General features: G+C 67.7%; 16 protein-coding genes. 11 read left to right on the top strand and 5 right to left on the bottom strand.

What is annotated here, in order from left to right:
- Positions 1 to 133: 133 nt before the first annotated feature.
- From cobA to VPA02S_RS28940, 3 genes are all read left to right on the top strand, one after another.
- On the top strand, positions 134 to 958 hold the full coding sequence (gene cobA / locus VPA02S_RS28930) for a uroporphyrinogen-III C-methyltransferase (RefSeq protein ID WP_062366853.1): 825 nt from the start codon (positions 134 to 136) through the stop codon (positions 956 to 958).
- A 65-nt stretch (positions 959 to 1,023) separates the two neighbouring features.
- On the top strand, positions 1,024 to 1,836 hold the full coding sequence (locus tag VPA02S_RS28935; RefSeq protein ID WP_012747948.1) for a formate/nitrite transporter family protein: 813 nt from the start codon (positions 1,024 to 1,026) through the stop codon (positions 1,834 to 1,836).
- Between the two features lie 24 nt (positions 1,837 to 1,860).
- Entirely contained in the window at positions 1,861 to 3,594 is a 1,734-nt protein-coding gene (locus VPA02S_RS28940; protein ID WP_155736639.1) for a bifunctional protein-serine/threonine kinase/phosphatase, read from the top strand.
- Between the two features lie 27 nt (positions 3,595 to 3,621).
- On the opposite strand, the gene VPA02S_RS28945 is transcribed toward VPA02S_RS28940, so the two are convergent.
- The 5 genes from VPA02S_RS28945 to VPA02S_RS28965 form a co-directional block, all read right to left on the bottom strand.
- Positions 3,622 to 7,692 (bottom strand): autotransporter outer membrane beta-barrel domain-containing protein, encoded by a 4,071-nt coding sequence (locus tag VPA02S_RS28945; protein WP_062366857.1) that lies wholly within the window; start codon positions 7,690 to 7,692, stop codon positions 3,622 to 3,624.
- A 252-nt stretch (positions 7,693 to 7,944) separates the two neighbouring features.
- Positions 7,945 to 8,586, bottom strand: coding sequence for a hypothetical protein (locus VPA02S_RS28950; RefSeq protein ID WP_062366859.1), 642 nt, complete (start codon positions 8,584 to 8,586; stop codon positions 7,945 to 7,947).
- A gap of 38 nt (positions 8,587 to 8,624) precedes the next feature.
- Positions 8,625 to 8,933: a hypothetical protein gene (locus VPA02S_RS28955; RefSeq protein WP_062367146.1), complete on the bottom strand. Its 309-nt coding sequence runs from the start codon at positions 8,931 to 8,933 to the stop codon at positions 8,625 to 8,627.
- 134 nt (positions 8,934 to 9,067) lie between these two features.
- Complete coding sequence (locus VPA02S_RS28960) at positions 9,068 to 9,310, bottom strand: hypothetical protein (RefSeq protein WP_012747943.1); 243 nt, start codon at positions 9,308 to 9,310, stop codon at positions 9,068 to 9,070.
- Positions 9,311 to 9,337: 27 nt separating this feature from the next.
- A complete protein-coding gene (locus VPA02S_RS28965) occupies positions 9,338 to 9,598 on the bottom strand; it encodes a hypothetical protein (protein ID WP_062366861.1) in 261 nt (86 codons plus the stop codon).
- Positions 9,599 to 9,901: 303 nt separating this feature from the next.
- Here VPA02S_RS28965 and VPA02S_RS28970 point away from each other — a divergent pair, with 303 nt between their 5' ends.
- The 8 genes from VPA02S_RS28970 to VPA02S_RS29005 all read left to right on the top strand — a co-directional run bounded on the left by VPA02S_RS28970 (position 9,902) and on the right by VPA02S_RS29005 (position 18,658).
- Complete coding sequence (locus VPA02S_RS28970; protein ID WP_012747941.1) at positions 9,902 to 10,312, top strand: type IV pilin protein; 411 nt, start codon at positions 9,902 to 9,904, stop codon at positions 10,310 to 10,312.
- Positions 10,306 to 10,905, top strand: coding sequence for a prepilin-type N-terminal cleavage/methylation domain-containing protein (locus tag VPA02S_RS28975; RefSeq protein ID WP_062366863.1), 600 nt, complete (start codon positions 10,306 to 10,308; stop codon positions 10,903 to 10,905). Before VPA02S_RS28970 ends, VPA02S_RS28975 begins: the two co-directional genes overlap by 7 nt.
- Positions 10,902 to 12,074: a PilW family protein gene (locus tag VPA02S_RS28980; protein WP_012747939.1), complete on the top strand. Its 1,173-nt coding sequence runs from the start codon at positions 10,902 to 10,904 to the stop codon at positions 12,072 to 12,074. Before VPA02S_RS28975 ends, VPA02S_RS28980 begins: the two co-directional genes overlap by 4 nt.
- On the top strand, positions 12,071 to 12,637 hold the full coding sequence (locus tag VPA02S_RS28985; protein WP_230537823.1) for a pilus assembly PilX family protein: 567 nt from the start codon (positions 12,071 to 12,073) through the stop codon (positions 12,635 to 12,637). The genes VPA02S_RS28980 and VPA02S_RS28985 overlap by 4 nt, the downstream gene beginning before the upstream one ends.
- A 46-nt stretch (positions 12,638 to 12,683) precedes the next feature.
- Positions 12,684 to 15,779, top strand: coding sequence for a pilus assembly protein (locus tag VPA02S_RS28990; RefSeq protein WP_062366865.1), 3,096 nt, complete (start codon positions 12,684 to 12,686; stop codon positions 15,777 to 15,779).
- Positions 15,780 to 15,798: 19 nt separating this feature from the next.
- Entirely contained in the window at positions 15,799 to 16,308 is a 510-nt protein-coding gene (locus tag VPA02S_RS28995) for a GspH/FimT family pseudopilin (RefSeq protein ID WP_244883794.1), read from the top strand.
- 119 nt (positions 16,309 to 16,427) lie between these two features.
- Positions 16,428 to 17,270, top strand: a complete 843-nt coding sequence (locus VPA02S_RS29000; protein ID WP_062366867.1) for a DUF6502 family protein — start codon at positions 16,428 to 16,430, stop codon at positions 17,268 to 17,270.
- Between the two features lie 2 nt (positions 17,271 to 17,272).
- Positions 17,273 to 18,658, top strand: a complete 1,386-nt coding sequence (locus tag VPA02S_RS29005; protein ID WP_244883795.1) for a DUF5666 domain-containing protein — start codon at positions 17,273 to 17,275, stop codon at positions 18,656 to 18,658.
- Positions 18,659 to 18,745: the final 87 nt, after the last annotated feature.

The following is an 18,745-nucleotide window of genomic DNA, read 5'->3' on the forward strand; positions in this document are numbered from 1 at the left end:
TCGCCGAAGGCGTGGTGCATCTGGATTCGAAAGAACTCGCGACGCATGCCGTCGAACTGGAACGCCCCGTTGCAGGGCCCGCGAACCGCACCCGCCTGTCCGAAGACACGGCCGCCTGAACCGCGGAGCCATCATGAGCCTCACTCTGACTTCTTCGACGCCTGCGACGCATGTGCGGGCGCCCATGGCGCTCGGCCGCTGCACCCTCGTCGGTGCCGGCCCCGGCGATCCCGAACTGCTCACGCTGAAGGCGCTCAGGGCCATCCAGTCGGCCACCGTGCTGCTCGTCGATGACCTGGTCAGCGACGACATCGTCGCCATGGCAGCGCCGGGCGCGCGCGTGATCCACGTCGGCAAGCGCGGCGGCTGCAAGAGCACGCCGCAAAGCTTCATCGAGCGGCTGATGATCATGGCGGTGCGCGAAGGCGAGCAGGTGGTCCGGCTCAAGGGCGGCGACCCCTTCATCTTCGGCCGCGGCGGCGAAGAGGTCGAGCACCTCGCGCAGGCCGGCATCCATGTGGAGGTGGTGAACGGCATCACCGCCGGCCTGGCCGGGCTGACCTCGCTCGGCGTGCCGCTCACGCACCGTGCGCATGCGCAGGGCGTGGTGTTCATCACCGGCCACGCGAAGCCCGGATCGCCGGGGCCGGACTGGCGCACGCTGGCGGCCACGGCCCATTCGGCGCGCCTCACGCTGGTCATCTACATGGGCGTATCGAGCGCGGGCTCGATCCAGGACGAACTGCTGAGCGGACTGCCGCCGGCCACGCCTGTCGTGGTGGTGCAGAACGCCAGCCTGCCGTTGCAACGGCACGCCGTCGGCACGCTGGCGACGCTGCAGCGCACGATTGCCGACAACAGCCTTGGCAGCCCCTCGATCATCGTGGTCGGCGATGTCCTGCAAGGGCTCGCGGCCGCAGCTTCCTCCGCACAGCCCGCGCTGGAGAAGGCCGCCTGAGGCGCGGCCCCCTCCTCCCCTTTTTCCGTTCAGCTTCTCACCCTTCAATTCCAAAGAAAAAATCCATGGCCTACCTGCAGCCTTCCGAATTCGTCACCAAGATGGTGGACGCCGGTGAATCCAAGATCTTCATGTCCACGCGCGACACGCTCATCCGCGCCTTCATGGCGGGCGCGATCCTCGCGCTGGCGGCGGTGTTCTCCGTCACCATCAATGTGCAGACCGGCTACTCGATCATCGGCGCGATCCTGTTTCCCGTCGGCTTCTGCATTCTTTACCTGCTTGGCTTCGACCTCCTGACCGGCGTGTTCGTGCTGACGCCGCTCGCGCTGATCGACAAGCGGCCGGGCGTCACCATTGGCGGCGTGCTGCGCAACTGGGGCCTGGTGTTCGTCGGCAATTTCCTCGGCGCCTTCACCGTGGCCGTGCTGATGGCCATCGTCTTCACCTTCGGCTTCACCAGCCCGCCCGACAAGGTCGGCCAGGTGATCGCCACGATCGGCGAGGCGCGCACGCTCGGCTACTCCGCCCACGGCGCGGCGGGCATGCTGACGCTCTTCGTGCGCGGCATGCTGTGCAACTGGATGGTGTCCACCGGCGTGGTGGGTGCGATGATCTCCACTTCGGTGACCGGCAAGGTGCTGGCCATGTGGATGCCGATCATGGTGTTCTTCTTCATGGTGTTCGAGCACTCGGTGGTCAACATGTTCCTGTTCCCCTCGGCGCTGCTCATGGGCGGCAATTTTTCGATCATGGACTACATCATCTGGAACGAGATCCCCACCGTGCTGGGCAACCTCGTCGGCGGCCTGTCGTTCACCGGCCTGACGCTGTACGCGACGCACGTGCGCACGGCGCCCAAGCGCGTTCCGCGCTGACCTGCGCACCGCCGCCGCGTGACGATGCGCTCCGGCCTCGTGGTCTCCATCGGCCAGTACTCCGACAAGGGACGCAAGGAGGCCAACCAGGACTTCCACGGCGCCGCCCTGCCGGAGGCGCCGGGCCGCAGCGCCAAGGGCGTGGCCGTTGCGATTGCCGACGGCATCAGCAGCAGCGACGTGAGCCACGTGGCCAGCGAGTCGGCGGTCAGGAGCTTCCTGACCGACTACTACTGCACCTCCGACGCCTGGAGCGTGAGCCGCTCGGCGCAGCGCGTGCTCACGGCCGCCAATGCCTGGCTGCACGCGCAGACCCAGAACAGCAGCGGCCGCTTCGACAAGGACCGCGGCTACGTCTGCACCTTCAGCGCGCTGGTGATCAAGTCGACCACGGCGCACGTCTTCCATGTGGGCGACACGCGCGTCTACCGCTGGCATGCCGGGGCGCTCGAGCAGCTGACCGAGGACCACCGCGTCTCGGTGGCCGGCGGGCACAGCTACCTGAGCCGCGCGCTGGGCGTGGGCCCGCATGTGGAGATCGACTACCAGGCCCTCGCCATCGAGAAAGGCGATGTCTTCCTGCTGACCTCCGACGGTGTCCATGAACACGTGGATGCGGCCGCCGTCAGCACCGCGCTCGACGCCCACCCCGGCGACCTGGACGCCGCGGCAAGAAGCATTGCCGAGGAAGCGTACCGGCGCGGCAGCCCCGACAACCTGACGGTGCAGATCGTGCGCGTCGACGCCCTGCCCGACGGCGAGGTCAACGAACTGCAGGCGCAGCGCGCGGCACTGCGCCTGCCGCCAGTGCTCGAAGCGCGCATGCAGTTCGACGGCTACACCATCGTGCGCGACCTGCACCGCAGCAGCCGCAGCCACATCTACCTGGCGGTCGACGACGACACGGGCGAGCGCGTCGTGCTCAAGACGCCGTCCGTCGACCTGCAGAACGACGAGGCCCATCTCGACCGTTTCCTGCTCGAGGAATGGGTGGCGCGGCGCATCGACAGCGCGCATGTGCTCAAGCCGCATGTGCCGCAACGCAAGCGCAGCTATCTTTATGTGGCCATGGAGTTCGTCGACGGGCAGACGCTCGCGCAGTGGATGGTCGACAACCCGCGGCCGAGCCTGGAGTCGGTGCGCGGCATCGTGGAGCAGCTGGCCAAGGGGCTGCAGGCCTTCCATCGCATGGAGATGCTGCACCAGGACCTGCGGCCCGAGAACATCATGATCGACCGCACGGGCACGGTGCGGATCATCGACTTCGGCTCGGCCTGGGTGGCGGGCCTGGGCGACAGCAAGCTGGCCGACCCGGCCCAGGTGCTGGGCACGGTGCAGTACACGGCGCCCGAGTACTTCGTCGGCGATGGCGGCTCGGCGCAGTCCGACCTGTTCTCGCTGGCCGTGATCGTCTACCAGATGCTGACCGGCCGCCTGCCGTACGGCGCGCAGGTGGCGCGCATCCGCACGCGCGCGGACCAGCGCAACCTGCAGTACCGCCCGGCACTCGACGCGCAGCGCGCCATCCCCGCATGGATCGACGAAGTGCTGCGCAAGGCGCTGCATCCCAACCCGCTCAAGCGCCATGAAGCGCTGTCGGAATTCGTCGAGGACCTGCGCCAGCCGCATCCCGATTTCCTGAACCGGCGCGGCACGCCGCTCGTCGACAAGAACCCGATGGTCTTCTGGAAATGCGCCACCTTGCTGCTGGGCATGGCGGTGGTGGTGCTGCTTGGCGTGATTAGCCTGCGCAGCTGAGGGAGCGAAGGCCGCCCCCTCGGCCGCTCACCACTTGACGCGCACGCCGAGCGATGCGTTGACCGAGCTTTTCACCTTGGCGTCGCCGCCCGAGGACCAGAGCTTGCCCACTTCGCCGTACAGGCTGGTGGTGTTGCCCAGCGCCAGCGTGAAGCCGCCCGCCAGCTCGGTGCTGGTGCCGCCGGTCGGCGCCGCGATGTCGGTGCGCGTGGCGCCGTTCACGAAGCTCGCCACGTCCGCGCCGCTCGAGCTCTTGTAGACGTTGAAGCGGCCGTACGGCTGCAGCGTGCCCAGGCCGGTGGCGAGCTCGCCCTTCACGCGGATGCCCGCGCGTGCGATCCAGCCGCTGTCGGTCTCGGGCTGGACCACCGCGCCGACGATGGCCGCATTGTTCAGGTCCAGGTGCTGGTGGATCAATTGCAGCTGCGGCTCCACGCTCCAGCCGCTCGCGCCCAGCGCGAAGGCCTGGCCCACTTCGATCGAGCCCAGCAGGCTGTGGCCCTTGCCTTCCACGCCGCCGCCGAGGTTCGGCTGCACCGTGTAGCGGTGCCGGCCCGACTGCACCACGGCGTCGGCATACAGGCCGCTGTCGCCGCTGTAGGTGCCGTAGATGCCTACGTACTGGCTGCGCAGGTCGTTGCGGCCCACGCGCAGGTTCTGCAAGCCGCTGGCAAAGCCGTTGACGCGCGCATCGCCGTCGAGCTGGCCCACGTAGAGGCCGGCGCGCCAGTTGGGTGCGGCCAGCAGGTCGGTGCCGGCCTGGACGCCGGTCAGGCGCCCCTTGCTGGTGGGCGAGACCGTGCCGCCCTGCCGGATGTCGATGTCGGCGGAGAGCACGCGTGCCCAGGCGCGGCGCTGCGAACCCGCCGGCGCCGCGGCCGTGCCCTTCACATCGTCGTCGCCCACGCGCTTGCGCAGGTCGCCCAGCATCGCGAGGCTGCCCTGGCGCAGCTGGCTCGGCAGCGCCGCGTAGAGCGAGGCCTCGGCGCGGTAGGTGGGCACCACCACAGGCGGTGCGGCCGGAGGCGCCACGGGATCGGCCGGCGGGGCCACATTCGTGGTGGAGCGCAGGTACCAGTTCTCCCCTGCCCCACCCGCATCGGCGGCATGCAGGCGGTACTCGTAGGCGCCCGCATCCACATGGCCGCCCGCCAGCGAGAAGGCGCTCTTCGTCGTCTGCGCGGTGGTGGTGGCGCCGTTGCGTGCACTGATCACCTCGATGCCGTTGCCGCTGGTGAGTGCGCCCAGGCCGCTCAGGTTGGTGACCTGCACCGTGGTGCTGCCGCTGGCAATGGCAGTGGGTCCGTCGAGCACCAACCGGTCGCTCGCGCTGCCATCGGCGCCCAGCGCGGTGCCCAGGCGCAGCACGCCGTTGTTGCCGGTGTAGGGGCCGCTGACGGTCAAGGTGGTGCCCGGCGCGTTGCCGACCAGCGACACGGTGCCGCTGTTGGCGAGCGAGGCCACCGTCTGGCTGAAGCCCGCGAGGTCCAGCGTGGCGCCGGCCGCCACGCTGTGCGCGGAGCTCGCGCTGAAGGTGTTGGCCGCGCCGGCGCGCAAGGTGCCCTGGGCCACGTTGGTGGCACCGGTGTAGGTGTTGGCGCCCGCCAGCGTGAGCGTGCCGCTGCCCTGCTTGGTGATGAAGCCGCCTCCACTGATCGCGCCGCTGAGCGTTTCGCTGAAGGCGCCCGTGTCGATGACGGGATCGTTGCTGCCGGTCAGCTCGATGGCGTTGGCGATGGTCAGTCCGTTGGCGCTGAAGCCCAGCGTGGTGCCGTCGTCCATGGCCAGCGTGCCGGTGCCCAGCGCCTGGCTGTGGCCGAGGTCGAGGCGGCCCTGCTTCAGCGCGGTGCCGCCGGTGTAGGTGTTGGCGCCGGAGAGCGTCAGCGTGCCGGTGCCGACCTTCACGAGCGAGCCGCCGGTGCCGCCGTTCTCGCCGCCATCGGCGATCACGCCGCTGATCGTCGTGTTCGTGCCCAGCGCCCCCACGCTGACGGCCTCGGCGCCAAGAAGCAGGCGCCCGGCGCCTGACAGCGCACCGATCGAGAGCCCGCCTGTGTGGTACGACGCATCGACACTGCCTCCGGCGCGGTTGTCGATGGTGGCGCTTTCGGCACTGCTGGTGTTCACGAAATAGGTGATGCCGCCGCTGCGATTGATGATGTTCGCGGAGCCCGCGCTGCTGCTGTCGTAGAAGCGCGCCTGCCCGCCGCTGTTGTCGATGTTGGCGTTGCCGGCCGTGGCGTTCTGGATGAAGAAGGTGGTGCCCGAGGGGTTCAGGATCGTCGCCTGCTCCGCCGATGCAGTCTCGCGGAAGTATGTGAAAGCGTAGTCATTGTTGGTGATGCTTGCCGTGCCTGCGCGGCTGTCGCCATAGAAGTCGGTGCCGCTGCCGTTGTTGTTGACGATGCTGGCCGTGCCTGCGGTGCTGGTGCCGTTGAATCGGGTGTAGCCGTTCTGGTTGGTGATGGACAGCGATCCCGCATTCACGCCGGTCTCGAACGTGAGCGACGCGTTGACGATGACGGGTCCGCTGCCCAGGGCTCCGCTGGCTGTCGCGACCAACGACCCGTCGTTGACAAGGGTGCCGCCGCTGTAGTTGTTGGCCGCGCCGAGCACCAGCGTGCCGGCGCCGGTCTTTTGCAGGCTGCCGCTGCCGGAAAGCACGCCGTTGAGCGTCAGCGCCTGCGCAGGATCAATCTCGAAAGCCGCACCGCCCGCTCCCACCGTGACATTGCGCGTGCCGGCGGTCGTGCCGGTGGCGCGCAAGGTGCCGCCGTCGAGCGTGAGCGCGCCGGCCGAGCTGCCGAGGGCGGCGTCGTCGGCAATGGCGAGCGTGCCGCCCAGCACGTGCCAGGGCGTCAGTTCGGTGGTGGTGCCGGTCAGCGTCCAGGTGCTGGCGCCCGTCTTCTCGTAGCGGTCGAAGCCGCGGTAGGTGGCGGCGCCAAGCGAGGTGGTTCCATCGGTCAGCGCGCCGGCCAGGCGCAGCACATTGCCGATGCCGTTCGCAGTCAGCGTCCCGGTGATCACCGAGCCGCCTTGCAGTTCGAGCGAGTTGTCGTTGCCGGTGATGCGCACCGCATCGCCACGCGTAGCGCCGACGCCGGCGAGGCCCCCGGTCAAGATGCCGGTGTTGACGATGGTGTTCGTGTTGCCGCGGATGCGCAGGCCCGCGCCGCCGATGCCGTTGACTGCGCTGCTTCCGCCGGCACCGCCCGCACCTCCCACCAGCGCGCCGGTATTGAGCACCGAGTTGCCGCTGGATTCCAGCGCCAGGCCGGCACCGCCTTCGCCGCCGCCGCCCACCAGGCCGCCGGTGGTGACGGTGCCGCCACTCCCGCCGTTTCCGCCCGCGGCCGTGCCGGTGTTGGTGACAACGGCGCCTCCGCCTTGCAACACGATGCCGTCGCCGCCGCCGCCACCGCCGCCGGCCCATTGGCCGACGCCGCCGTTGCCCCCATTGCCGCCCGTGACCGTCAGGCTTGAGTTGCTGACCACAGCATTGGCAGCGACCGCCTGCAGGCCCGCGCCACCGCCACCGCCGCCGCCAGACAGGCGCCCAATGCCTCCATTGCCGCCGTTGCCACCCAGGAGAGTGGTCCCACCCACCACGGTGATGGATGTGTCGGAGGTGTACACGGCGGCACCGCCGCCGCCGCCGCCGCCGGCGCCGTAGACGGGGTCTGGGTCGGCGACGCCGTTGGTTCCCGACGCCCCAGTGGCGGAGCCCGCGGCACTGGTGGCGCCTACCGCGCCGCCCGTACCGCCAGCCCCCGCCGCACCGTTGCCGCCAGCACCGCCGGCTCCGGCTGTCGGCGCCTGTCCATTGCTGGTGGGGTACTCGCCGACGCTGCCGCCCCCGGCGCCGGCGCCATTTCCCGCGCCGCCGCGGCCGCCGGTGCCTCCCCCTACCATGGCTGCATCTCCGCCGGCGGCCTGCGCCGAGGCCGTTCCCGGCAGGCTCGCAAGCGCCAGCAGGCACACGGCCGCCGCGGCCGAAGAAGAAACAGAAGCCCCCCGCGCGCGCCGCCGCGAAAGCTCCGAAACGGCCACCCACGCTCCCAGCGCAGCGTTCCAGACGCTGCAATGAATGTTGTTCATGCCCTCGATCCTCGTGTTGACTGGTATCGGCTATGCGGAACCTGTGGAGGTCGCCGCATGCCAAGCGCCCTGGACGAGCATCGCGATGGAGGCTGCCAGGATTATTTTGAAACGATAGTTAACATGTGAAGACATTTCTTCACAACTCCGGATTTATGCCAGAGCGCGTGTCTTCTTTCAACTGCTGGTGTGAGGACGAGAGCCTTGCCTGCGCACCGGCCTTTCCGGAGGCAGGAGGCTTCGAGGGGGCGTCTATGCAGGCCGGCTCAGGAATTCGAAGCGCTCGTGCGGCGCCACGGTTTCGGGCAGCACGTACACCACGCCGCGGCGGCTGCCGAGCGCGGGCTTGATGTAGGCGTCGTAGAACGCGGCCGGCACATTGATGCAGCCGTACGAAATGCGGTTGTCGGCCACGCTTGGCGATGCCAGCCGCTCCAGGCGGCGCTCCGACTTGACGGTGGCGCGCACCCGGTGCATGGAAACGGCGGCGTCGTAGTCGATCCAGACGATGTCTTCGCCTTGGGCGTTGCGGCCCGGCTCCGTCCTGAAGCGCCCCGCCGGCGTCGTGCGCTCCTCAGGCCGAATCCTGGACATCTCGCGCTCGCCGATGCCCGGCACGGAGTCGTCCCCGTGCGCCAGGCCCAGCAGCACGGGCGACGAACCCTGGAGCCGGCCTGCCGCGTCGAAGACGAAGACGCGGGCGTTCTTCTTGTCGACCACCGCGAACGGGGCCGCCCGATTGTCCGCCGTGGCCACGACGGCCCGCGCGAGCCACTGCGCATCTTCCACCGCGGGCGGCGACGGGGCCGACGCCGACAGCGACAGAAGCGAAAGCGAAACGAGCACGGCAAGCGCGCGGCTCGCCGCGCCCGGTGCAGCTGTCACGGCATTCATGGATCGACCGTGCCGCGTGGGACCGGAACGGACCGCGCTCAGTTGCGGTCGGCGCGTGCACGCCGCATGGCAGGCGTGTCGCCCGACGCGGCCATGGTGCTGCTTGAGCTGCTGCTGGTGTCAGGCGAGCTTTGGGCCGTGGGCGCGGAGGAGCTTCCCGAGGTGCTGCCGCTCTGCGTGTTCTGCGGCGTCACGCCCGTGCTGCCCATGGGACCGCCCGACGGATTCTGCTGGCCTGCCGCGGTGGCCGGATTGGGGGGTGCCGTGGTGGGCGGATTGCCTTGTGCAAAGGCTGCGCCTGCGGCACCCAGGGCAAGTGCGGCAATGAGTCTGGAAGTGCTGTTCATGGTCATTTCTCCTGAAAAAGAGCCGGCTGTCCCGGCAGATAAGGGCCGTGCCGGACCGGATGCCCGACCTTGAAAAAGCTAGGTTCTTGCCGGCTGCGCCGGGTCGGCTCGCAGCGCGGCACGCTGTAGGAGGGCTACCTCTTGGCGTCTGCGTCGCGGCCCTGCTGCTCCGCCTTGTCCTTGTCTTGCGGCGCCTTGGGCAGCTTGACCTTGGTCACCGTGACGGACACCGGGTCGCTCGCGGGAAAGGATTCCTCGACCCCGCTGTCCAGGGCCTCCTCGCTCGGCGCCTGTTCGGTCGGCTTGGCGGGCTCGACCGGCGGCTTGCCGTGGTTCTTGGAAGTGGGAAAGGGAAAGGCTTTTTCCGAAGAAGTCATCTTGGGCTCCTCAGGCCATCCAAGCGCTCAGGGCTTGGACGGCTCCTGGTTGGTCTTGGGCCGGAGGTCTTCCCGCAGCCCGAAGGGCGCGGAATCGTCGTGGCGCGAGGCCTCCGCGTTCTTGCGCTTGCGCGCCATGCGCTCGGCCGGCGCCGGTGCCGAGTCCGGCTCGCCGGCGGCCGAGGAACCGGCCGCGAACTTTTCGCCCGCGCCGATGTTGTCCACGCCGCCGTCGGTGGTGGGCCGCGATCCGTCGCCTGAACCGAGGCTTCCGGGTGCTCTATTCATGTCGATCGACTCCTCTCTCTCTGTCCGCTTGGGGTGCCTGGAGAACACCAGAACACCAGTTGGAACGAACCCATTCTGGGAGGTACCCCGGTCCCGCACGTAGGACGAGGCCAGCGTCCGTCAGTCGGAAGCTTCCTCGCCCCAGGGCCGCCGTTCGGTTGTTGAATGTTGCTGAAGTGTTTCTCCAAAGGCGCAACACCTTGCCGGCGGCGCTCGAATGGATCAGCATCGAATGCCCCCTATTCACATTTGTATGTGATAAATTCACATAAATAACATTGTGAAACATTGATGGCCAGCTGAATGAAAAAGCACTCGTTCCCGCGCAAGCGCAATGGCTTCACATTGATCGAGCTGATGATCACGGTGGCGATCATTGCGATCCTGGCGTCCATCGCGTATCCCAGCTACCAGCAGTACATCATCCGGTCCAAGCGCTCGGCGGCCCAGGCGCAGATGATGGACATCGCCAACCGCCAGCAGCAGTTCCTGCTGGCCAACCGCAGCTACGCCACCAAGGACGCCCTCGCGGCCAGCGGCTACACGCTGCCCGCGGAGGTTGCGGCCAACTACGGCTACACCATCACGCTGCAGGACGCCGGCACACAGGTGCCCAGTTTTCTCCTGACCTTCAGCCCCACGGGAAGCCAGCAGAGAGATGGCGACCTCACCCTCAACAACCAGGGCGTCAAGACGCCGGCGGGCAAATGGTGAGGCGCCATTTGTCTGCCGCACCGAACGGCCGAGGGCAGCGCGGCGCCACGCTGCTCGAGGTGCTGGTCACGCTGCTGATCGTCTCGTTCGGGCTTTTTGGGCTCGTGGGCCTGCAAGCACGCCTCCAGTCGTCGGAGATGGAGTCCTACCAGCGCTCGCAGGCGCTGATCCTGCTCAACGACATGGCCAGCCGCATCGAGATCAACCGTCGCATGGCCTCCAGCTACGTCACGACTGCGCCGCTGGGCGCCGGAGCCACTTGCCCGACCGCCACCGCCACGCGCTTGCAGGTCGACGTCAAGGAGTGGTGCAACGCGCTGCAGGGCGCAGCCGAAACCTCCAGCGGCACCAAGCTTGGCGCGATGATCGGTGGCCGCGGCTGCGTGCAGGACCTGGGCAACAACGAATACCTGATCACGGTCGCCTGGCAAGGCCTGGTGCCCATCGCCGCGCCGCCGGAGGGCGTGCCCTGCGGCAAGGACCTGTACGATGCGGCCGCCCCGGCCTCGGCCAGCGAACCGGCGCCGGCCTGTTCCAGCGACAGGTGCCGAAGGACCGTGACGACGCTGGTGCGCATCGGGAATCTCTCATGAGCCAGGCCAGCTTCGCGATCGCGGTTCAGCGCCCTGCCCGGCGGACACGCGCCTCGCTGCGCCAGCACGGCCTCACGCTGATCGAGCTGATGGTGGCGATCACCATCATGCTGATCGTCGTGGCCGCGCTGCTGGCGCTGTTCCTCAACGTGAACAACACCCAGCGCGAGATGGTCAGGGTCAATCGCCAGATCGAGAGCGGCCGCCTCAGCATCTTCGTGCTTGAGAACGAGGTCTCGCACGCGGGCTTCTGGGAAAACTACATGCCTGAGTTCGACGACCTCACCGTCAGTGGCGTGCCCCAGAAGGTACCCACCGGCACGGCGCCCGATCCCTGCCTGGCCTACTCGGCGGCCAACTGGACCGACGACTACAAGCGCAGCCTGCTCGACATGCCCGTTCAGGCCTACGCCGCGGTGCCCGCCAGTTGCACCGATCTGCTGCCGAATCAGAAAGCCGGCACCGACGTGCTGGTGGTGCGCCATGCCGAGACCTGCGTGCCAGGCGCGCCCAACTGCGAAGCCGACACGCTGGGCAAGCTCTACTTCCAGTCGTCGTTCTGCGGTACGCAGAAGCCGTCGGACTTCGATCTCAGCACGGCGGGCTTTGCCACCATGCTGGCCAAGAACTGCACGGCACCGGCGCCCAAGCGCAAGTTCATCTCCGACATCTACTACGTGCGCACCTACGCCGAAACCGTGGGCGACGGCATTCCGACCTTGGCCCGCTCGCGCTTCGACCTCTCGGCCACCGGCCTGGCGCAGCAGCCGCCGGTTCCCCTCATCGAGGGCATCGAAGGCTTCCGCGTGGAGTTGGGCCTGGATACGCTCAGCAAGACCGGCGCGCTCGTGAACTACGCCCAAGCCATTAACTGGGCCGACGTGGCCAACAGGTCCACGCCCACCAATCGCGGCGACGGAAGCCCCGATGGCGATTTCGTGCACTGCAGCACCGCGCTGCCCTGCACGGCCGACCAGCTGATGAACGTGGCGGCGGTCAAGCTCTATGTGGTCGCCCGCAGCCTGGAGATTTCTCCCGGCCACACGGATACGCGCACCTACAACATGGGAAGCGGATCGCTCGGCCCCTTCAACGACCACTACAAGCGGCATGCGTTCACCACCGCGATCCGCATGACCAACGTGACCGGACGCAGGGAAACGCCGTGAAGCCATCGACAACGCACTCCACCATGCGCCGGCGACAGGACGGCGCGGCGCTGATCGTCGGGCTGATCATGCTGGTGCTCATCACGCTGGCCGTGACGGCGGGGTTCACGCTCAGCAACACCAACCTCAAGTCGGTCGGCAACATGCAGAGCCGGAACGAAGCCGTGGCCGCTTCCAACCGCGCCATCGAGGAAGTGGCGGCCTCGCTGCTGCTGCCGGGCGTGGACGGCTCGCCTTCGCTTGCGGCGCCGCAGCGCACCGTGAGCATGGTGGACATCAACAACGACGGCACGATCGATTACGAAGTCCAGATTGCACCGCCGACCTGCGTGCGGGCGACCAAGTCGACGGATACCGGCGGCGGCGGCGCGGTGGGACCCGGCGGCATCGGCGGCGGGGCATCCACCGCCGGCTCGGGCCTCAATGCGCTGCCCGACCAATACAACTCGGTGTGGGACATCAGCACCAGCGTGACCGATGCCGTGAGCGGCACGGTCACCTCGGTTCGCCAGGGCGTGCGCGCGCTTCTGAGCAAAGAGCAGTTCCTGGCGCTGTGTTCATAGCCATTCCCCTCCTCCCGATGATCACGACGACGAACGGATCGCAATCATGAAAAAGAACTTCTTCCGGTCGCTCTGCGCCGCTGCGATGCTGATGCTCGGCCTGGGCTCGGCCCAGGCGGAAGACATCGATCTTTTCGTCGGCTACAACCAGACCACCACGGAGGCGCCGAACGTGCTGTTCGTGGTGGACAACACGGCCAACTGGACCCCGCTCTTCACCGCTGAAATGAACGCGCTGGCGAGCGCCTTCGAAAGCCTGCCCGTGGGCAAGTTCAAGGTGGGCGTGATGATGTTCACCGAAACGGGCGGAGGCAATTCGAACGTCGATGGTGCTTACCTGCGCGCTGGCGTGCGCTTGCTCGATGCTGCCAACAAGACCAACTACGGCGCGCTGATCCGTAGCCTCGATGTGCGGGACGACAAGTCCAACGGCGGCAAGGCCGGCAAGATGATGGCGGAGGTCTACCGCTACCTGAGCAACGGCGCACCCATGGCTGGCAACAACAAGGCCAAGGCGGACTACGCGGGCAATACCTTTGGAACCGCCGCATCCAAGGCAATCTATGCGCTGCCGGGAAACCCCTTGACGGCCGTTGATAGCAACACCTATATCGGTCCGAACACGGCCAACTGCATCGGCACCTACGTCATCTACATCAGCAATGGTGCCGCACAGGACAACAACAGCGACACCACGACTTCCACCGATGCCCTGCGCGCCGCGGGCGGCACGACCACCGCCATTACGCTGAACCCGAGCGGCTCGCAGGACAACGTGGCCGACGAATGGGCCAGATTCCTGCAAAGCAGGATGGGCGTGAAGGTCTATACCGTCGAAGCCGCGACGGCCAGCGGCGGCCAGGGGCCGGGCTGGACTGCATTGCTCAAGAGCATGTCCAAGCAGAGCAATGGCGAGTACTACGACATTTCCACCAATCCCAACCTGGGCAAGGCGCTGAGCGATGCGCTCGACGACATCTTCAGCAAGATCCAGTCGGTCAACAGCGTGTTCTCGTCGGTGAGCCTGCCCGTGAGCGTGAACACGCAGGGCACCTACCTGAACCAGGTGTTCGTGGGCATGTTCCGCCCCGACGATTCCGCCTATCCCCGCTGGAACGGCAATCTCAAGCAATACAAGCTGGGCGTGGATGGCAGCAACCAGCTGATCCTGCAGGACGCCTCGGGCGCCAACGCCATCAACAACCAGACCGGCTTCATTGCACCTTGCGCGCGGAGTTTCTGGACGCCGACCAGTCGCAACACCTATTGGAGCTTCAACCCCTCCGGCGATTGCATCAGCAGCGACACAACCATCGACCTTCGCGCTTCGGACAGCCCGGACGGCAACGTGGTCGAGAAAGGCGCACAAGCCTACATGCTGCGCCAAGTGGCCACCGCCGACCGCAACGTCATGACCTGCGCGCCGGGCGCCTGCTCGGCCTTGACCACCTTCGCCGATGGCAATGCGGGCATCACGTCGACGGCCCTCGGGGCGCAAACCACCACCGAACGGACCGCGTTGATCAACTGGCTCCGGGGCCTGGACAACAAGGGCGACGAGCGCAAGGACACCACCGGAAATCCCCTGACCTCCACCACCGCCATGCGCCCCTCGGTGCACGGCGACGTGGTGCATTCGCGGCCGGTGGCCATCAACTACGGCAGCGACGACCTGGCGAACGCGCAGGTGGTGGTGTTCTATGGCGCCAACGACGGCGTGCTGCGCGCCGTCAACGGCAATCAGGCCACCTCCATCGGGTCGGCAGCGCCCGGCAGCGAGCTGTGGTCCTTCGTGCCGCCGGAGTTCTACGGCAGCATCAAGCGGCTGTACGACAACACCACGCGCATCAACTTTCCGGGCATTCCGGTCAGCGTGGGCGCCACCGCGCCCAAGCCCTATGGCATGGACGGCCCGATGGCGGCCTACCGGCAGGGCACGTCGGCATGGCTCTATGCGAGCATGCGCCGCGGCGGCCGGCTGATCTATGCGTTCGACGTGTCCAACCCCGCGACGCCCGTTCTCAAATGGCGCCGCGGCTGCCCCAACCAGGACAACGACACGGGCTGCGACAGCGGTGCCAACGACATGAGCGGCATCGGCCAGACCTGGTCGGCACCGAAGATCGTGAAGGCCAGCGGCTATGGCGCTGGCAACACGCCCATGGTGATGTTCGGCGGCGGCTACGACAAGTGCGAGGACGTCGACACCACCACGCCCGCCAGCGCCTGCGGCTCGGCCACCAAGGGCAAGAAGATCTATGTGCTCGACGCCAGCACGGGCGACGTCCTCAAGACCTTCGACACCGTCCGCGCGGTCAGCGGCGAGGTCACCATCGTGAACGACAGCACCGGCCTCGCCAAGTTCGCCTACGCGGCCGACCTGGGCGGCAACGTGTACCGCATCACCATCGGAAGCGGCGCGCCCGCCAGCTGGAGCATGGTCAAGATCGCCTCGCTCGGCTGCAGCGACACCGTGACCGCCTGCACGCCCAACCGCAAGTTCATGTTCGGTCCCGACGTGGTCGAGGACAACGGCATGTACGTGCTGCTGCTGGGCTCGGGCGACCGCGAGAAGCCGCTGCGCTCCTACTCCGCCGCGCTCAGCGTTTCCAACCGCTTCTACATGCTGGTCGACAAGCCCTCCGACACCGCCTGGCTCACCGCGGAGGCCAGCCACTGCGACGGCAACTCGCTGCTGTGCCATAACTCGCTCTTTGCCATCACGGGCACCACGGCGCCGTCCGCGACCGAGCTCGCGGCCAAGAAGGGCTGGTACCTCGCGCTTGCGGCCGGCGAGCAGGTGGTGACCTCGTCGGTCACGGCCTATGGCAACACGACCTTCAACACCCACACGCCCACCGACCCGGCCGTGAGCCAGTCGTGCCGCTCCAACCTGGGCACCGCCAACGTCTACAACCTGTCGTACCTGGACGCCACGGGGCAGAACGGCGCGCGCTTCCAGAACGTGATTGGCGGCGGCCTCGCGCCATCGCCCGTGGTCGGCCGGGTCATGGTGGGCGACACCTTGCGCGACGTGGTGATCGGCGCCAATCCCGACTCGTTCCTGAGCCCGAAGGGCGCCACGGTCAAGGCCGCCTTCAAGCAGCCCAAGGGCCGCGTCTACTGGTTTATCCAGAAGTAAAAGGAAAAAAGGGATGGCCATGGCCGGCACGCGCGCTCGCGGTTTCACGCTCATCGAACTGATGGTCACCCTCGTGGTGCTGATCGTGCTGGTGTCGGTGGCGGTTCCCTCCTTCGACTACATAAGGCTTTCGACCCGGCTGAATTCCTACGCGACCGATCTCGTTGCCGGCAGCCAGCTCGCGCGCAGCGAGGCCATCAAGCGCAACGCGCCCGTCACGCTGTGCGCCTCGTCCAACGGCACCAGTTGCGCCACCGACGGTCAATGGGAGGCCGGCTGGATCATCATCAGCAGCGGTGCGACACCCACGGTCATCCAGAAGCAGCCCGCGGCCGCCAGCGGCTACCGCATCCGCGACAGCGGCGGCCTCAGCGCGCTCGCCTTCGAAGGGACCGGCGTCGGCGCCACCGCGGCCAACTTCACGATCTGCCGGGCTACCCCGCTGGGTACCCCGAAGCGGCTGGTCAAGATCAGCGCCACCGGCCGTTCCTCTGTCACGCGGACCGATGCAGGAAGCTGCGCCGCATGAATGAGGCCTTTTTTGTGCGATCCTCGGCGACGCGGACAATAGTGCACTGATCGACGGCCCGGGGGCCCTTCAGTCCCGGCGGCCGCACCGCAATCGCATCAGAAGAAACGCCTCATTTCATGGAACACCAGCTCGACTGGGCACTGGCCGCCTGCGCCCGCATCCTGCGGCCGGTGGTCAGGCTCGCCCTGGCGATGGGGGTCAAGCACCCGCACCTGGAAGTCCTGCTGCGCGACCTGCTGCTCGAGGAGGCCAAGCGCTCCTGGCGCCAGCAGGGGGTGGCAAAGCCCAATATCAGCCAGCTGTCCGTCACCACCGGGCTCAACCGCAAGGCCGTGACGGCCAAGGTGCGCGACACCGTGGACGCCCTGCCCCACACCGAAATCTCGGCCGCGGCCAAGACTTTCACGCTGTGGCTGCAGATGGTGTCGCAGAACCAGTCCTTCCAGCGCTTGCCGATCACCTCCGAGGGCGACGATGCGCCCTCCTTCGAGACCGTGGCCAGGCTCGGCAGCCGCGGCAACGTGCATCATCGAACCATCCTGGACGAGCTGGTGCGCCTGAACATGGTGGCCGAGCAGGACGGCTATGCCGAGCTCAAGGCCAACGGCTTCGTACCGGTGGACGACCTGCAGTCGATGCTGGCGTTCCTTGGCGACAACGGCCGCGACCACTTGCTGGCGGCGGTGTCCAACACGCTCGGCGAAGAGCCCCGCATGCTCGAACGCTCGGTGTATGCGCGCGGCCTTTCCCTTCAGGATTGTGAAAATATCCACCAGATGGTGCGCGAGCGCTGGGCAGCCCTGCACCTGGAATTGGCGGGCGAGATGAACCGCGCGGTCGACCGGGCGCCAGAGGGCGCCAAGGGGCGCATGCGCGTCGGGATCTACACCTACTATGAAGACGAGGCGGCGCCCGGCGCGCCTCCCGTCCCCGCCCCGCGGGACAAAGGAACACGATGATGATGAAGAACCACCACCTCCGATGGATGCGCGGCATCCTCTTTGCCGGAGCCATGGCCTTGCTGCTCTCGTGCGGCGGTGGTGGTGGCGGCGGAGGTTCGGCAGGCAGCCTGGCCGGCATTGCCGGGAGTGGCGCGACGGGCTCTGGAAGCGATGGCGCGGGCACGGGAGGTGGCGGGACCGATGGCACCGGCGGTACGGGTGGCACGGGCAGCACCGGCGGCACGGGTACCGCGGGCGGCTCCGACGGCACGAGCACTGCCGGCAACGGCAGCGGCGATGGCTCCGGCGTGGGCTCGGGCGGCACCGGCGTGAGCACCGCCGACGCCACCGGCATCGGCTCCGTCGGCGGGCTGGGCAGCATCATCCTGAACGGCGTGCGCTACAACACGGATACCGCCAGCATCAGCCTGGAGGACGCCACCGAACTGCAGATCGGCATGAGCGTGCGCATTGCCGGCAAGATCGACAGCGACTTCACCGCGGCCACGGCGCAGCAGGTCGATTCGGCTGCCGAGCTGCGCGGTGCCGTCTCGGCCATCGATGCCGTCGGCGGCAGCTTCGCCGTGATGGGCACCACGGTCACCGTCGACAACGCCACGGTCTGGAGCGGCGCGAACAGCCTGGCCGGGCTCACGATCGGCGGCGTGGTGCAGGTCTGGGGCCTGCCCTCGGCGCCGGGCAGCTTGCGTGCCACGCGGGTTGAACTCAAGCCGGCTTCGGCTGAGCCGCTGGTGACCGGCGCGGTGCAAAACCTGGACCGGCTGGCCCAGCAATTCACGCTGGGCCAGCTCACGGTGCGCTACGGCAGCGCCACGTTCCCGGGCGGCATCGACGCCTCCACGCTGGCCGAGGGCGCCATCGTCCGCGTGCGCGGCAGCGCTGCGCCGGTGCTGGGCACGTTCACTGCAAGCAAGGTGCAGGGCTGGTACGCGGTGCCCAAGCAGAACGCGGCCGCGGTGCAGCTGGCGGGTGTCATCACCAGCTATAACGGGATCGGTGACTTCAAGGTGCTCGGTACAGCAATCAATGCCTCCGATGCGCAGATTCCGGTCGGCCAGTCGAATTCGATCGGCAACGGCGTCAAGGTGGAACTCGACGGCTTCATGAGCAACGGCGTGCTGGTGGTCAAGAAGCTGCGAATTCGCAACATTCCGGGAACTGGGGGGCCGGTCGCGTTCACGGTGATCGGCGCCATCGGCAACTACTTGTCGCCCTCGAGTTTCGTGGTGAAGGGCCAGCAGGTGGACGCGAGTGGCCTTACCAGTGACGATTTCAAGAACGGCAGCGCCGCCGATCTGGCTAACGGCCGCCGTGTCACGGTGGTCGGCAATGCGGTGGTGGATGGCGTGCTGACCGCGCAGACCGTCACATTCCTGACACCCTGAACAGGCCGGCCGGGCCGCACCCCGGGAACTCGCGCAGGCCTGCGGGGTACCAACCCGCCAGGGCCGGCGCAACTCGCCTGCCCTGGC

It is taken from the genome of Variovorax paradoxus NBRC 15149 (assembly GCF_001591365.1).
Lineage (GTDB): Bacteria > Pseudomonadota > Gammaproteobacteria > Burkholderiales > Burkholderiaceae_C > Variovorax > Variovorax paradoxus.

Coding starts and splice junctions, on each gene's coding strand:
- cobA (WP_062366853.1), top strand. CDS start 134: ATGAGCCTCACTCTGACTTCTTCGACGCCTGCGACGCATGTGCGGGCG.
- VPA02S_RS28935 (WP_012747948.1), top strand. CDS start 1,024: ATGGCCTACCTGCAGCCTTCCGAATTCGTCACCAAGATGGTGGACGCC.
- VPA02S_RS28940 (WP_155736639.1), top strand. CDS start 1,861: ATGCGCTCCGGCCTCGTGGTCTCCATCGGCCAGTACTCCGACAAGGGA.
- VPA02S_RS28945 (WP_062366857.1), bottom strand. CDS start 7,692: ATGAACAACATTCATTGCAGCGTCTGGAACGCTGCGCTGGGAGCGTGG.
- VPA02S_RS28950 (WP_062366859.1), bottom strand. CDS start 8,586: ATGAATGCCGTGACAGCTGCACCGGGCGCGGCGAGCCGCGCGCTTGCC.
- VPA02S_RS28955 (WP_062367146.1), bottom strand. CDS start 8,933: ATGAACAGCACTTCCAGACTCATTGCCGCACTTGCCCTGGGTGCCGCA.
- VPA02S_RS28960 (WP_012747943.1), bottom strand. CDS start 9,310: ATGACTTCTTCGGAAAAAGCCTTTCCCTTTCCCACTTCCAAGAACCAC.
- VPA02S_RS28965 (WP_062366861.1), bottom strand. CDS start 9,598: ATGAATAGAGCACCCGGAAGCCTCGGTTCAGGCGACGGATCGCGGCCC.
- VPA02S_RS28970 (WP_012747941.1), top strand. CDS start 9,902: ATGAAAAAGCACTCGTTCCCGCGCAAGCGCAATGGCTTCACATTGATC.
- VPA02S_RS28975 (WP_062366863.1), top strand. CDS start 10,306: ATGGTGAGGCGCCATTTGTCTGCCGCACCGAACGGCCGAGGGCAGCGC.
- VPA02S_RS28980 (WP_012747939.1), top strand. CDS start 10,902: ATGAGCCAGGCCAGCTTCGCGATCGCGGTTCAGCGCCCTGCCCGGCGG.
- VPA02S_RS28990 (WP_062366865.1), top strand. CDS start 12,684: ATGAAAAAGAACTTCTTCCGGTCGCTCTGCGCCGCTGCGATGCTGATG.
- VPA02S_RS28995 (WP_244883794.1), top strand. CDS start 15,799: ATGGCCGGCACGCGCGCTCGCGGTTTCACGCTCATCGAACTGATGGTC.
- VPA02S_RS29000 (WP_062366867.1), top strand. CDS start 16,428: ATGGAACACCAGCTCGACTGGGCACTGGCCGCCTGCGCCCGCATCCTG.
- VPA02S_RS29005 (WP_244883795.1), top strand. CDS start 17,273: ATGAAGAACCACCACCTCCGATGGATGCGCGGCATCCTCTTTGCCGGA.